The organism is Pseudomonas sp. TE12234, from assembly GCF_054061835.1.
Map to the genome: position 1 here is coordinate 132314 of NZ_JBSSEP010000004.1, position 13841 is coordinate 146154.

At 58.1% G+C, this 13841-nt stretch carries 17 protein-coding genes; 11 read left to right on the forward strand and 6 right to left on the reverse strand.

Annotated elements, in window-relative coordinates:
* The first annotated feature begins 689 nt into the window (after positions 1-689).
* Complete coding sequence (locus ACVWYU_RS08680; RefSeq protein WP_090318785.1) at positions 690-893, forward strand: hypothetical protein; 204 nt, start codon at positions 690-692, stop codon at positions 891-893.
* 58 nt (positions 894-951) lie between these two features.
* Here the strand turns inward: ACVWYU_RS08680 and ACVWYU_RS08685 are convergent, their stop codons facing one another.
* Positions 952-1704 (reverse strand): carbonic anhydrase, encoded by a 753-nt coding sequence (locus ACVWYU_RS08685; protein ID WP_248914069.1) that lies wholly within the window; start codon positions 1702-1704, stop codon positions 952-954.
* A gap of 228 nt (positions 1705-1932) precedes the next feature.
* On the opposite strand from ACVWYU_RS08685, the gene ACVWYU_RS08690 reads away from it, so the two are divergent.
* Positions 1933-2388 carry a DUF2214 family protein gene (locus ACVWYU_RS08690; RefSeq protein ID WP_248914070.1) on the forward strand — a complete coding sequence of 152 codons (456 nt, stop codon included), beginning with the start codon at positions 1933-1935 and terminating at the stop codon, positions 2386-2388.
* A 67-nt stretch (positions 2389-2455) separates the two neighbouring features.
* Here ACVWYU_RS08690 and csrA read toward each other — a convergent pair whose 3' ends face one another.
* Complete coding sequence (csrA, locus tag ACVWYU_RS08695) at positions 2456-2650, reverse strand: carbon storage regulator CsrA (protein ID WP_007938114.1); 195 nt, start codon at positions 2648-2650, stop codon at positions 2456-2458.
* 251 nt (positions 2651-2901) lie between these two features.
* On the opposite strand from csrA, the gene ACVWYU_RS08700 reads away from it, so the two are divergent.
* Positions 2902-3267: an SPOR domain-containing protein gene (locus ACVWYU_RS08700; protein WP_457372603.1), complete on the forward strand. Its 366-nt coding sequence runs from the start codon at positions 2902-2904 to the stop codon at positions 3265-3267.
* A gap of 92 nt (positions 3268-3359) precedes the next feature.
* On the opposite strand, the gene ACVWYU_RS08705 is transcribed toward ACVWYU_RS08700, so the two are convergent.
* The 3 genes from ACVWYU_RS08705 to ACVWYU_RS08715 all read right to left on the reverse strand — a co-directional run bounded on the left by ACVWYU_RS08705 (position 3360) and on the right by ACVWYU_RS08715 (position 5595).
* Entirely contained in the window at positions 3360-4049 is a 690-nt protein-coding gene (locus ACVWYU_RS08705; protein ID WP_457372450.1) for an endonuclease, read from the reverse strand.
* A 4-nt stretch (positions 4050-4053) separates the two neighbouring features.
* Positions 4054-4323 carry a DUF1654 domain-containing protein gene (locus tag ACVWYU_RS08710; protein ID WP_052193599.1) on the reverse strand — a complete coding sequence of 90 codons (270 nt, stop codon included), beginning with the start codon at positions 4321-4323 and terminating at the stop codon, positions 4054-4056.
* A gap of 183 nt (positions 4324-4506) precedes the next feature.
* Positions 4507-5595 carry an asparaginase gene (locus ACVWYU_RS08715; protein WP_090318801.1) on the reverse strand — a complete coding sequence of 363 codons (1089 nt, stop codon included), beginning with the start codon at positions 5593-5595 and terminating at the stop codon, positions 4507-4509.
* 339 nt (positions 5596-5934) lie between these two features.
* On the opposite strand from ACVWYU_RS08715, the gene ACVWYU_RS08720 reads away from it, so the two are divergent.
* The 8 genes from ACVWYU_RS08720 (at position 5935) to ACVWYU_RS08755 (ending at position 13563) form a co-directional block, all read left to right on the forward strand.
* On the forward strand, positions 5935-6393 hold the full coding sequence (locus tag ACVWYU_RS08720) for a hypothetical protein (RefSeq protein WP_090318804.1): 459 nt from the start codon (positions 5935-5937) through the stop codon (positions 6391-6393).
* A 195-nt stretch (positions 6394-6588) separates the two neighbouring features.
* Positions 6589-7545, forward strand: coding sequence for a sugar ABC transporter substrate-binding protein (locus ACVWYU_RS08725; RefSeq protein WP_090318807.1), 957 nt, complete (start codon positions 6589-6591; stop codon positions 7543-7545).
* Positions 7546-7600: 55 nt separating this feature from the next.
* Positions 7601-9154: a sugar ABC transporter ATP-binding protein gene (locus tag ACVWYU_RS08730; protein WP_457372451.1), complete on the forward strand. Its 1554-nt coding sequence runs from the start codon at positions 7601-7603 to the stop codon at positions 9152-9154.
* Positions 9151-10128, forward strand: coding sequence for an ABC transporter permease (locus ACVWYU_RS08735; RefSeq protein WP_457372452.1), 978 nt, complete (start codon positions 9151-9153; stop codon positions 10126-10128). The genes ACVWYU_RS08730 and ACVWYU_RS08735 overlap by 4 nt, the downstream gene beginning before the upstream one ends.
* A gap of 3 nt (positions 10129-10131) precedes the next feature.
* Positions 10132-11151, forward strand: coding sequence for a LacI family DNA-binding transcriptional regulator (locus ACVWYU_RS08740; RefSeq protein WP_248914072.1), 1020 nt, complete (start codon positions 10132-10134; stop codon positions 11149-11151).
* A 24-nt stretch (positions 11152-11175) separates the two neighbouring features.
* A complete protein-coding gene (gene rbsK, locus ACVWYU_RS08745) occupies positions 11176-12093 on the forward strand; it encodes a ribokinase (protein WP_457372453.1) in 918 nt (305 codons plus the stop codon).
* The gene (gene rbsD / locus ACVWYU_RS08750; protein WP_090318822.1) at positions 12090-12494 is read left to right on the forward strand and encodes a D-ribose pyranase; all 405 of its coding nucleotides are present in this window, start codon (positions 12090-12092) and stop codon (positions 12492-12494) included. Before rbsK ends, rbsD begins: the two co-directional genes overlap by 4 nt.
* A gap of 43 nt (positions 12495-12537) precedes the next feature.
* A complete protein-coding gene (locus ACVWYU_RS08755; protein ID WP_457372454.1) occupies positions 12538-13563 on the forward strand; it encodes a nucleoside hydrolase in 1026 nt (341 codons plus the stop codon).
* A 1-nt stretch (position 13564) separates the two neighbouring features.
* Here ACVWYU_RS08755 and ACVWYU_RS08760 read toward each other — a convergent pair whose 3' ends face one another.
* On the reverse strand, positions 13565-13774 hold the full coding sequence (locus tag ACVWYU_RS08760) for a hypothetical protein (RefSeq protein WP_090318829.1): 210 nt from the start codon (positions 13772-13774) through the stop codon (positions 13565-13567).
* Positions 13775-13841: the final 67 nt, after the last annotated feature.

Here is a 13841-nt window from a genome sequence, read left to right on the forward strand (position 1 = left end):
CATGTAAAACGCCAAGTCATTGGTTCTTACAGACTGCTTTTTAGTTTCGCAGTACGACGAAAGTTGGATCCATAGTTTTTTTAGGGCGTAAGTAGCGTGCTAACAAATACTGCAAAAGCTAGTAGATGTCATCGTCGTCGCGTAAATGGCGATACCAGCCATACAGCGATACACCAAGGGTCGCAATGATGATTGCGATGGCGATAAAGACTAGATAGCGCACCATACTCGGTTGCCCTGGACGTGAGTTGTTGGAATATGCGTCCGTGCCGGTGAGCGAATGTAAACCTCCGGCCATCCTCTGTCTCTAGGGCGATACCTTACAAGACCGTTTTTTCAAGTTGAAGTCAGTAGTTCCCGCAGGCTGGTCTCCGTGCCTTGGGTAGGGGGGGGGGCGAGGCCGAATGAAAATCAGTTCCAGCCACATTGAACTGTGATCGTTGAATTGCATCCAACCAGAACACGCCACCAAACGTTTGTTTCACGAAATTAAGCGGGAGGGGAAGTTGATGGGGCAGCGAGCGATGATCCGGTTTTTTGCAGCCTACGTGTCCATTTGCCTCTTGCTTCAATGGACGGTGGTTCAAGCATCCTCTTGGATTGCCTCTCACGTTCTTCTGAGGTGGATCCTCTAACGCCGCGATTCAGGCGTAGAATTAGCCGTGCTACCTCATTACGAGGCGTCTCCCATGATCTCCGATCCAGCAAACAAACAGGCATCCGACGACAAATTCGTCTGGGATCAATACTTCTGCGCTGCCCTGATTGCGGAAAGTCACCTGACGGCACCGGTCGTAGGCGGCACCACTGGCGCCACTCACGAAGACAGGCAGAACATGTTGATCGAAAGGGCCAAGGCGCTCGCCGACAAAATGATGGAAAACAGAAAGTAAACACAGCCCAGCCATCGCGCTGGGCTTGTGTTTTCTGCGGCCTGTCATCCATGGCCTTTCAGGCTATCAGCTCGACTTTTCCGGTCGCCAGGCGATAGATGCCGCCTACTATTTTCAAGTTGCCTTTGCTCAGCGCATCCGTCAGCAGGGGCGTGGCCTTCTTGAGGCGTTCGACCGAGTTTTTGACATTTTGCACCGTCGCATTTTCCACCAGATCTCCAGGTTGTTTGAGGACGGTTTCGACAGATGACTTGAGTGCGTCAGTCAATTTCGGAATATGCCCCGGAAATACGGTGTGATCTTTGACGGCTTTTATGCCTGCTTCAATGGCGCCGCAACTTTCGTGTCCCAATACGAGTATCAGCGGCGCGCCAAGCACGGCGACGCCATATTCAATACTCGCCAGCCCTTCGTCGGTAACGAAGTTGCCGGCTACGCGTATGGCGAAAAGATCGCCTCGCGCGGTATCAAATGCGTATTCGGGTGCGATGCGCGAGTCAGAGCAACTCAGTACTGCCACGAAGGGATTCTGGCCGGAAACCAGTGCTTCGCGCTCGTCCTTGAAGTTATGGGTCTTTGAATGACCGCTCACGTACCGTTCATTTCCTTCGATCAGTCTTTGCAGCGCCTCGTCAGGGTTGATTGCATTTTGTGGTTTTGGAGAGGTGGATGTTTTTTCGGCTGCCTGGATGATTCTGGTGGGCATCGCGCCGGCGAGCAGCAGCGCGCCTGCTCCCAGTCCGGCAAGTCGAAGAAACCGACGACGATCATTTATTGGTGGAGCAGCGTTTGAATCACATGATTCACACATGATGTTGTGTACTCAGGTGAACACGGTGGGGATGACTGCTGTTGGGGGTGGTGGCTGCAGGAGCCTGCAAGTGACCAGCGTCTTGGAGTTTAGTTGGTCTGGGGCACCACGTTCTGTCGTCTCCAAGGGCTGACTCGAATATCGACGGTTTGCGAGGCGGTGCGCTTCATTGATACATGGGCTACTACTGTCAGGTTGTTTCCACTTGGTCGTGACAGGAGTTACTCAATGCTGATTCATTGGATCCTTGCAGCGGTTCACCTACTGGCTGTTGTGCTGGCGTTTTGGGCGGTTCTGGCCCGTGGCACGGCGTTTCGGCGCCTGACGGCCGATGGAGGGGAGGCGCGCAGCGTATTGCTTGCCGATAATCTCTGGGGGATTTCGGCGTTGATTCTGCTGGTGACCGGCGGGATGCGGGCCTTCGGCGGCTACGAGAAGGGCACGGATTACTATCTGCACCAGCCGTTGTTCCATCTGAAGATGGCGTTGTTCGTGATTATCCTGCTGCTGGAAATTGCGCCGCTGGTCACGCTGATCAAATGGCGGATCGCACTCGCGCGCGGCGCCACTATAGAAATCGGGCGTGCAAAGTTGTTTGCGAGGGTCAGTCACATTGAGGCGCTGCTGGTATTGCTGATGGTCGTGGCGGCCACGGGCATGGCGCGGGGAGTGACATTTGCTTGAGTGACGCCTGAATCTTTAGCCAGCCGTCGTTCCGTGGCGAACGGGCTGGCTACTGACTGCGCTGGATTCAGGGGGTTTGCGGTTTGTCCGGAGCCGTCAGGCCGGCCTGAATGCGCTGGTAGATTTCTTCGCGGTGCACCGCAACGTCTTTCGGGGCGTTGATGCCAATCCTGACTTGCTGGCCGCTTACGCCCAGGATGGTGATCGTAATGTCATCACCAATGTTTATGCTTTCACCGACTTTGCGGGTGAGTATCAGCATGGTCTTCTCCTTGATTGCTTCGTGGGGCACCTGATTCGTACAGTGCAGAGGTCGGTGGTATGTATAGATTAGTGCGAAGTCTCACAGTTTGGGTGCCTCTTTCTGACGTGCAGATGCAGCATTAATTCCCAAGACGTAACTATACAGAGGCCGCATCCATCATTCTCGTTGTTTTAAGGCCATTTTGCGGCACTCGAGAAGTATTCATGAATGTTAAAATTCCGGCTTTTAAGCCTTCAGAGGGAAACGCTGTGCGCAAAATGGTCTTGGTTATGGCGGTACTGGCGCTGGCGGGATGCGGTGAGGGCAAGAATGTTGATGCGCCAAAGCCTGCGCCGGCAACGGTTGCAGCTCCTGCGCAAGCATCCGGCCCGCAATGGGATCTTGAGGTTCGCGGTGAAACACCCCAAGCCGTCAGCGACCTCAGTGGCTGGCTGATCGAGCACAATTTCATGTCCAGTGTCGTCAAGGAAAACGGCAAGGTTCGCATTTTGATGGGCCCTTATGATTCGCAAGCTGAAGCCGAGGCAAAGCGGGCTGAGGTGGTCGCGGCCATCGTCCGTGCGAAGCAACAGAATGTTGAAGTGCTGGTCATCGAGCGTCCCACCGCTCAGTAACTGGCTGTTGAGGCTGCAACAGGGCCAGCGGTTGGCAAACAAAAAAGGCCTCGGGTGGTCAACCCGAGGCCTTTGTGCTTTTTGGAAAACGGTTAACCGCAGGCTTTCATGTCTACCGGGCCGACAAACTCATTGCCGCGCCCCATCACGCACGCCACGCTCTGGTTACGCTGACGTTCCCAGGCCTGAACCGGATAGGTTTTGTCCCAGGCTTCGAACAGTTGCCGATCCTGCTTCGACAAGCGCAAGCCGTACTGTTTGCTCATGTAGAAATAAGTCCGGGCGATCATGCCGCGAATGGAAGGGCGCGGCATGACCTTCTTTGCCTTGAAGTCGATTTGGGTCAGGCAAGAACCATATTGTCCGGGCTGTTCCGGCAACCAGCCGAAGCTGAAGTTGCTGCGATCGCCATTCACCTCACCGATACTCGGCACCAGGTTGTGCAGATTCTCTTCGGCCTTCTGATAGGTTGGGTCGTAGCGCGTGCAGTTCTTGCGGCCTCCCTCTTGCCAGCATTGGCGCTGGTGGCCGATTTGCCAGGCTGGAACAATGTGTTCCCATTCGATGCGCGCCGCGCGTTTGGCATTTTTGCGCGGCACATAACCGCAGGCCGAAAGATTCACCCGGTTACCGGTGTACTTGCAGCCGCAATAAAACTCGGTGGATTGTGGAGCGTATAGCTTCCAGGCAACTTTCTTGGCTTCGTTGAAGGTTCGCGGCGCGTCAGCCTGGACTCCCATGGCGAACAGCAGCAACAACAAAGCAAAACAGCGGACACTCATTGACTCAGTCTTCCTTCGGCACAACCCAAAAAATCTGCACGCCGCCATCGTCGCGATAGGCGAGGGTCACGTTGTCGTTCTCGTCGATTTCTTCAAGCAAGCGTTCCCACTCATCCACCGGCTCATCGGGAAGACGGAAGATCAGGGCGGCCTTGGCTTTTTGAGCGGTCGGGGAGTTGATGATTTTCTGAACGCGCAGACCCATGCGTACATAGGCGTCATGTGAGGCGGAGGTAGTGTCCACAGAATTATCCTTATTAAGCTGTACGTGCATACAGTATTTAACTGTAAGCTTTTTCGCAACTGCTTAAAATTCAAGAAAATCCTCTGACAGCAGTTTTTTCCGTTTGGCGTAGGGTAGTGGGCGTTTTTTTGTCAGGCGGGGTATGCGCCACTCGCCAGCCATCGACGAGTGGTGAAGCAGTGCCCGACCGGAACCGGTCGGGCGAGGGGCGAATCAATATTCCCAGAACATCCGTTGCAGCTCTTTGCTGTCATTGGTCTTGGTCAGGGCGACCATGGCGAGGATGCGGGCTTTTTGCGGGTTCAGGTCATGGGCCACGACCCAGTCGTACTTGTCGTCAGGCTGTTCGGCGTTACGCAAGACGAAACCACCAGCGTTGACGTGGGACGAGCGAATGATCTGTACGCCGTCCTTGCGCAGGGCCTGCAGGGCTGGAACCACACGCGAAGAGACCGAGCCATTGCCGGTGCCGGCGTGGATGATGGCTTTGGCGCCTGATTGTGCCAGTGCCTTGTAGGCGGTGTCGCTGACGTTGCCGTAGGAATAGGCGATTTCAACATCAGGCAAGCTCTTGATGGTCTTGATGTCGAATTCCGAGTCCATGGTGTGGCGTTTGGCTGGCAGACGGAACCAATAGGATTTGCCTTCCACCACCATGCCGAGCGGGCCCCATGGGCTTTTGAACGCCTCGGTCTTGATGTTGATCATTTTGCTGACATCGCGACCCGACTGGATTTCATCGTTCATGGTCACCAGCACGCCTTTGCCCCGTGCCTCTTTGCTGCTGGCCACGGCCACGGCGTTGTACAGGTTCAGCATGCCGTCGGCGGACATCGCGGTACCAGGGCGCATGGAACCGACGACGATGATCGGTTTATCGGTTTTTTCCACCAGGTTCAGGAAGTAGGCGGTTTCTTCCAGGGTATCGGTGCCGTGGGTGATCACGATGCCATCGACGTCGTTGCTGTCAGCCAGTTCGGCCACGCGGCGGCCCAGTTGCAGCAGGTTGTCGTTGGTGATGCTCTCGGAGGCGATTTGCATGACCTGCTCGCCGCGCACGTTGGCCACTTGACTCAGTTCGGGTACGCCGGCGATCAGTTTGTCGATACCGACTTTTGCCGCTTGGTAGGTTGCACTGTTGGCGGCGCTGGCACCCGCGCCGGCAATCGTGCCGCCGGTGGCCAGAATGACCACGTTCGCCAGTTTTTGTTGAGTTTCAGCTTCCTTTGCCTGAAGGGCGGTCGGCAAAAGCAGAAGGAGGGCCAAGGCGCCCGGAACAAAGGTCTTGAAAGCAGATGTCATTATTTTTCTCTCTAGTGGTGACGGTGCAGATGCAAGTTCATCTAGATGCGCCCCACGCGAATCTGAACGCCTGGGGTGCTGGGTAAGAGCAGGATCTGTACCAGTCACACTTTGAATGGAAAAAAACGCTTAACTGACTGATTTGTTTATTGATTTAAACGATTTCTTGGCGTGCGACGGCCGTTGCATGTCCGGTTTTCCGATTTTTTGCGGCTTTCATGTTCGGCTCTCCGAAAAGTTCTGTTGAATTCTTCCTGTTGTACAGATGTGAATCATTGCTAAAGAAACTCGCTTTGAGGTCGATGCTTCTTCAATGGATGTTTTTTCTCAGGAGTTCACATGTCTTTATCAGTAGGTCTTCCAAACGCAGCGGGCATCACCATTGGTGGAAAGTCAGCCAAGACGATTCGTGAACTGAGCGATGCAACGGCCGATGCCGCTGCTCAAGCGCTGGGCGCGAAGGAGGGGGACGATAAGTCAGTCAAGACCGGTCCTGTTGGTTTGGACAAAAGCGCCGACACTCAAGAATCGCAAGCCGGCGACAACACCAGTATCGCCGTGAAAGTCTTGCTCAAGCGTCTCAAAGAGCTGCAGCAACAATTGCGCGAGCAGCAACAGCAACTGGCTGCGGCTCAGGCTGCGAGCTATTCCACGCCGGAAGCCAAGATCACCGCTGTGTCGGCCATTCAGGGGCAGATCGCGGATACGAACGGCGCCATCCTGCAAACCAGTGCCAGTCTGATCAAGGAAATGACCAAGGGATCCGGCACGGGGTCCGTGGTCAATACGACGGCGTAAGGTGAACGCCGGCTTTCACATTGTTACAGTCGGAACGGCTTTTTGCTCGTTGACAAATGTCGGCAGGATTCGCATAGTTCGATCTACGCAAACGTTTGCGCGGCGTTTCTGATGGGATAATTCCATCGTGAATGCCCCGAATCAATGCCAGCGCACGCGTTGCTCACACAATAATCATAAGATCGGAGTGAACCCATGAAGCTGCCATTCGCTGGACGCCTTCTCGCTGTCGCCATGCTGGCTGCCGCATCCGCCGCGCTGCCTGTTTCTTCGGCTTTCGCCGAGACGCCTGCAAAACCGAAAGTCGCGCTGGTCATGAAATCCCTGGCCAACGAATTCTTCCTGACCATGGAAGATGGCGCCAAAGCCTATCAGAAAGAGCACTCCGGCGAATTCGAGCTGATTTCCAATGGCATCAAGGATGAAACGGATACGGCGGGCCAGACGCGTATCGTCGAGCAAATGATCCTGGCCAAGGTCAATGCACTGGTCATCGCGCCAGCTGACTCCAAAGCCATGGTGCCCGTGATCAAGAAGGCCGTTGACGCGGGCATCACCGTGGTCAACATCGACAATCAGCTCGATCCCGCTGTGGTCAAAAGCAAGAATATCAACGTTCCATTCGTAGGCCCGGACAACCGCAAAGGGGCGCGTCTGGTCGGTGAATACCTGGCCAGGCAGCTCAAGGCCGGTGATGAGGTCGGCATCATCGAAGGCGTGTCCACCACCACCAACGCCCAGGCCCGTACGGCAGGCTTCAAGGATGCGATGGAAGCGGCGCAGATCAAGGTCGTGTCGGTACAGTCCGGTGACTGGGAAATCGACAAGGGCAATAAAGTCGCCGCCTCGATTCTCAGCGAGTACCCGCAAGTGAAAGCCCTGTTGGCGGGCAACGACAGCATGGCCGTCGGCGTGGTGTCTGCCGTGCGCGCCGCAGGCAAGGCCGGCAAGGTGCAAGTGGTCGGCTACGACAATATCAATGCGATCAAGCCGATGCTCAAGGACGGCCGGGTCCTGGCCACCGCCGACCAGTTTGCGGCCAGGCAGGCCGTGTTCGGCATCGAGACCGCGCTGAAAATCATCAAGGGTGAAAAAGTCGACAGCGGCGCCAACGGCGTGATCGAGACCCCGGTAGAGCTGGTTACCAAGTAGTCCTTCGGCGACACACTGGTGCTCGCCCGTCCGGGCGAGCGCATGGAGAGTTTTTATGTCCGTTCGCGACCCGAACGCTGTCCTCTCGGTCAGCGGCATCGGCAAGACCTACGCCCAACCGGTCCTGACCGGCATCAACCTGACGCTCATGCGCGGTGAAGTGCTGGCACTGACCGGCGAGAATGGCGCTGGCAAAAGTACGCTGTCGAAGATCATTGGCGGTCTGGTCGCGCCGACCACCGGCCACATGCAATTTCAGGGGCAGGAATATCGTCCCGGCAGCCGCACCCAGGCTGAAGAGCTGGGCATCCGCATGGTCATGCAGGAGCTCAATCTGTTGCCGACGCTGTCGGTGGCGGAAAACCTGTTTCTCGACAACTTGCCCAGCAACGGCGGCTGGATCAGCCGCAAGCAGTTGCGCCAGGCGGCGATCGAAGCCATGGCCCAGGTCGGGCTCGACGCGATCGACCCGGATACCCTGGTCGGCGAGCTGGGTATCGGTCATCAACAAATGGTCGAAATCGCCCGCAACCTGATCGGCGATTGCCATGTTCTGATCCTCGACGAACCCACCGCGATGCTCACGGCGCGAGAAGTCGAAATGTTGTTCGAGCAGATCACCCGCCTGCAGGCTCGCGGTGTATCGATCATCTACATCTCCCATCGCCTCGAAGAGTTGGCCCGGGTCGCGCAGCGTATTGCGGTACTGCGCGACGGCAACCTGGTGTGCGTCGAACCGATGGCCAATTACAACAGCGAGCAGTTGGTCACGCTGATGGTCGGTCGTGAACTCGGCGAGCACATCGACATGGGGCCGCGCACCATTGGTGCTCCAGCGTTGACGGTCAAAGGGCTGAGCCGCTCCGACAAGGTTCGCGACGTGTCCTTTGAAGTGCGCGCCGGTGAGATCTACGGCATCTCCGGCCTGATCGGAGCTGGGCGCACTGAATTGCTGCGGTTGATCTTCGGTGCCGACATCGCCGACAGCGGCACCGTTGCGTTGGGTTCACCAGCGCAGGTGGTGAGCATTCGTTCGCCGGTGGATGCAGTCAGTCACGGCATCGCGCTGATCACCGAGGATCGCAAGGGCGAGGGTCTGCTGTTGACGCAATCGATCGGCGCCAACATTGCGCTGGGCAACATGCCGCGCATTTCCAGCGGCGGCTTCGTCAACAATGGCGATGAGGCTTCCCTGGCCCAGCGGCAAATCGACGCCATGCGCATTCGCAGTTCCGGCCCGGCACAGCGGGTGTCCGAACTGTCCGGCGGCAACCAGCAGAAAGTCGTGATTGGCCGTTGGCTGGAGCGCGAATGCTCGGTGTTGCTGTTCGACGAGCCGACCCGTGGTATCGATGTCGGCGCCAAGTTCGACATCTACGCCTTGCTCGGCGAGTTGACGCGCCAGGGCAAGGCGCTGGTGGTGGTGTCCAGTGACCTGCGCGAATTGATGCTCATCTGTGATCGCATTGGTGTGCTTTCGGCGGGGCGTCTGATCGACACGTTCGAGCGCGATAGCTGGACCCAGGATGAGTTGCTTGCCGCCGCTTTCGCCGGCTACCAAAAACGTGATGCGCTGCTCAACGAAGCAGCGCCTAGGGATCTTCCATGAATACCGCATCTTCCGCTGGCAAGCGCAGTGGCAATTTTTACGGCCTCGGCACCTATCTGGGCCTGGCCGGTGCCTTGTTGGCGATGGTGGTTCTGTTCTCGCTCTTGAGCAGCCACTTCCTGTCCTACGACACGTTCAGCACCCTGGCCAATCAGATTCCGGACTTGATGGTCCTCGCGGTCGGCATGACGTTTGTGTTGATTATCGGTGGCATCGACTTGTCGGTAGGCTCGGTGCTGGCACTGGCCGCTTCAACCGTCAGCGTGGCGATTCTGGGCTGGGGCTGGAGTGTCATGCCTGCGGCCTTGCTCGGCATGGCGACGGCGGCGCTGGCGGGCACCATCACCGGTTCGATCACCGTGGTGTGGCGGATTCCGTCGTTCATCGTGTCCCTCGGCGTGCTGGAGATGGCGCGCGGTGTGGCGTACCAGATGACCGGTTCGCGCACGGCGTATATCGGTGACGCTTTCGCCTGGTTGTCGAACCCGATCGCCTTCGGTATTTCGCCGTCCTTCATCATTGCCTTGCTGATTATTTTCATCGCCCAGGCCGTGTTGACCCGTACGGTATTCGGTCGCTACCTGATCGGTATCGGCACCAACGAAGAGGCGGTGCGTCTGGCGGGGATCAATCCGAAACCCTACAAAATCCTGGTATTCAGTCTGATGGGACTGTTGGCCGGTATCGCGGCGTTGTTCCAGATTTCGCGCCTGGAAGCGGCGGATCCGAATGCCGGTTCCGGTCTTGAGTTGCAGGTGATCGCTGCCGTGGTCATCGGCGGCACCAGCCTGATGGGGGGGCGTGGTTCGGTGATCAGCACGTTTTTCGGTGTATTGATCATCTCCGTACTGGCGGCCGGCCTGGCGCAGATCGGCGCGACCGAACCGACCAAGCGCATCATTACCGGCGCGGTGATCGTGGTGGCGGTGGTGCTCGATACCTACCGCAGTCAGCGCGCAAGTCGGCGGGCTTGAATCATGGCAACGATCAAGGATGTGGCAGCGCTCGCCGGAATTTCCTACACCACGGTTTCCCATGTGGTGAACAAAACCCGGCCGGTCAGTGAAGAAGTTCGGGTCAAAGTCGAAGCTGCCATCAAGACCCTCGACTACGTACCCAGTGCGGTGGCCCGCTCCCTCAAGGCCAAAACTACCGCGACCATCGGCTTGCTGGTGCCCAACAGCCTCAACCCGTACTTTGCGGAACTGGCGCGGGGCATCGAGGACTACTGTGAGCGCAATGGCTACTGCGTGATTCTCTGCAACTCCGACGACAACCCCGACAAGCAGCGCAACTACCTGCGTGTACTCCTGGAAAAACGCATCGACGGGCTGATCGTCGCCTCGGCTGGCGGTGATCGGAGTCTGGCGCAAGGGCTGGCCGGTGTGCGCACGCCAATGGTGATCGTCGACCGCGGGCTGGAAGGCGTCGATGCGGACCTGGTGCGCATCGATCACGAATACGGTGCCTATCTGGCGACCCGGCACTTGCTGGAATTGGGCCATCGGGACATCGCCACCATCAGCGGGCCGGCGACCACCAGTGTGGCGCAGATGCGCCTGGCGGGGTTTTGCCGCGCGCTGAAAGACGCCGGGCTCGAAGTGCCACGCCAGCGCATGCTGGAAAGCGACTTCACCAGCACCGGCGGGTACAACGCTGCCGCGATCCTGCTGGAGCGCAATCCACCCAGTGCGATCTTCGCCGCCAACGACATGATTGGCATCGGCGTGCTGCGAGCCGCCGCCGAGCGCAACATTCGTGTACCGACACAGCTGTCGGTGATCGGCTTCGACGACATCCAGATGAGCCGCTATGTCTATCCGGCACTGACCACTGTCGGCCAGTCGATCCTGCAGCTTGGCGAGATGGCGGCCGAAGTGTTGCTAAGAAGGATCGTCACACCGCAACTGAGCACAGAACAACGGATCGTGACACCCAGCATCGTGATGCGTGAATCGACCGCGCCGCTGGCGGGTGTGTTTGCGGAATATCGCTGAAACGGAAATGACGAGTAGGGATGTATGCCAGCAAAAGTAGTGGTAGTAGGCAGCCTGAACATGGACCTGGTCACCCGGGCGCCTCGGCTGCCGCGAGGCGGTGAAACGCTGATCGGCGAATCCTTTGCCACGGTCTCCGGCGGCAAGGGCGCGAATCAGGCCGTGGCCGCCGCGCGATTGGGCGCGCAGGTGTCGATGGTTGGTTGTGTGGGCAGCGATGCGTATGGCAAGGAGCTGCGCGAGGCGTTGCTGGCCGAACAGATCGATTGTCAGGCGGTCAGCGTGGTGGACGGTTCCAGTGGTGTCGCATTGATCGTGGTCGACGACAATAGCCAGAACGCGATCGTGATTGTCGCCGGCGCCAACAGTGCGCTGACGCCCGCGGTGATCGGATGCTTTGATCCGGTCCTGCAAGCCGCCGACGTCATCATCTGCCAGTTGGAGGTTCCGGATGCCTCCGTCGGCCATGCACTGGCGCGCGGTCGCGCGTTGGGCAAGACCGTGATCCTCAATCCAGCGCCGGCCAGTCGCCCGTTACCAGCGCACTGGTACGCAAACATCGATTACCTGATTCCCAACGAAAGCGAAGCGTCGGCACTGAGTGGCTTGCCGGTGGACTCTCGGCAATCGGCGCAAGCAGCCGCCAACCGTCTGGTCGAAATGGGTGCCGGGAAGGTAATTATCACCCTTGGCGCTGACGGGGCACTATTCGCCGATGGCAAGCGCGTCGAGCATTTCCCCGCGCCCAGCGTGAAGGCGGTGGACACCACGGCGGCCGGCGATACCTTCGTCGGCGGATTCGCTGCCGCACTGGCCTCCGGCAAAAGTGAGGCAGATGCGATTCGTTTCGGGCAGGTCGCAGCGGCGCTGTCGGTCACCCGCGCCGGCGCACAACCTTCGATTCCCACCTTGTCCGATGTTCAGGCGTTTAAAACACCATGAAAAAGACTCCTTTGCTCAACGTCGCACTGTCGCGGCTGATTGCTTCACTCGGCCACGGCGATTTGGTGGTGATCGGCGATGCGGGTTTGCCGGTGCCACCGGGTGTCGAACTGATCGACCTGGCCCTGACCCACGGTGTGCCAGATTTCGTCAGCACCTTGAACGTTGTGCTCAGCGAAATGCAGGTTGAAAGCCACGTGTTGGCGCAGGAAATCCTGGAAAAAAAGCCGTCGGCATTAGCCGCGCTGGATAAGTTGAATGCCGAGGGCGCGCTGGGCCGGCGTGAGCTACTGAGTCATGAACAGTTCAAGGTCCTCAGCCGACAAGCCCGGGCAATTGTTCGTACCGGTGAATGCCAGCCTTACTGCAATGTCGTACTGGTCGCCGGAGTGACATTCTGAAACGCTCTGCCTGACGGTTTCTGCCCTGCACAAGGAGTGCGCCATGTATTGCCATGCCCGGAAACTGCACCTTTTGCTTCGGAGTCTGCTTTTGTCCCTGATTACCCTGACCAGCGTTCAAGCGGCGGAAAAGATCGACTTGATCATCGATACCGACCCCGGTGCCGATGATGTGGTCGCCTTGCTGTTTGCACTGGCATCGCCGGACGAACTCAATATCCATGGGTTGACCACGGTCGCGGGCAACGTTCGCCTGGACAAGACGTCACGCAATGCACGATTGGCGCGGGAGTGGGCAGGGCGCGAGGACGTGCCGGTCTATGCCGGGGCGCCGAAACCGCTGATGCGTACTCCGATCTATGCCGAAGGTGTCCATGGCAGGGAAGGGCTGTCGGGTGTCGCCGTGTACGAGCCGAAGAAGGGTTTGGCCGAGGACGGTGCAGTCGAGTTCCTGATCGGCACTCTGAAGGCGGCCAAGCCCCACAGCATCACCATCGCCATGCTGGGGCCACAGACCAACCTGGCGCTCGCGCTGATCCAGGAGCCTGAAATCGTGAAGGGCATCAAGGAAGTCGTGATCATGGGTGGTGCGCATTTCAATGGCGGCAACATCACACCCGTCGCGGAGTTCAACCTGTTCGCCGATCCACACGCTGCCGAGGTCGTACTCAAGAGTGGCGTGAGGCTGACTTACCTGCCCCTGGATGTGACCCACAAGATCCTCACCAGCGAGGCGCGCCTGCGGCAGATTGCGGCGCTGAACAACAATGCCAGTAAGCTGGTCGGCGATATTCTCAATGAATACATCAAGGGCGATATGGAGCACTACGGCATTCCGGGTGGTCCGGTGCATGACGCCACGGTCATCGCCTACCTGCTCAAGCCGCAGTTGTTCAGCGGTCGCCGGGTCAACGTTGTGGTCGACAGTCGGGAAGGGCCGACCTTCGGTCAAACCATTGTCGACTGGCATGACGGCCTCGGGGCACCGAAGAATGCGTTCTGGGTGGACAGCGGCGACGCCCAGGGCTTCTTCGATCTGCTGACCGAACGCCTGGCCCGACTGAAGTGATCTACGAGCGTTGCGAATGCCCGCTGCCCTGATGGGGCGGGTATTTCTCGAAAATCTGTTGGATGAACGACTGGGCGGCTTCGGTCCCCAGCTCCTTGACCAGTAAATCGATACCGATGATTGCGAGCTCTTCCGGGCTGCCGGGGCTGTAAGAGCTATGGCCCTCTGGCCACTTGGCGTTAATGGCGGCATCGATGCTTACGGTGGTCATGGTGGTGCTCGTGGGGTCGAGAGAGTCTGAGTGCCGAGTTAACCATTTTGCGGGACTTTTGGCACTC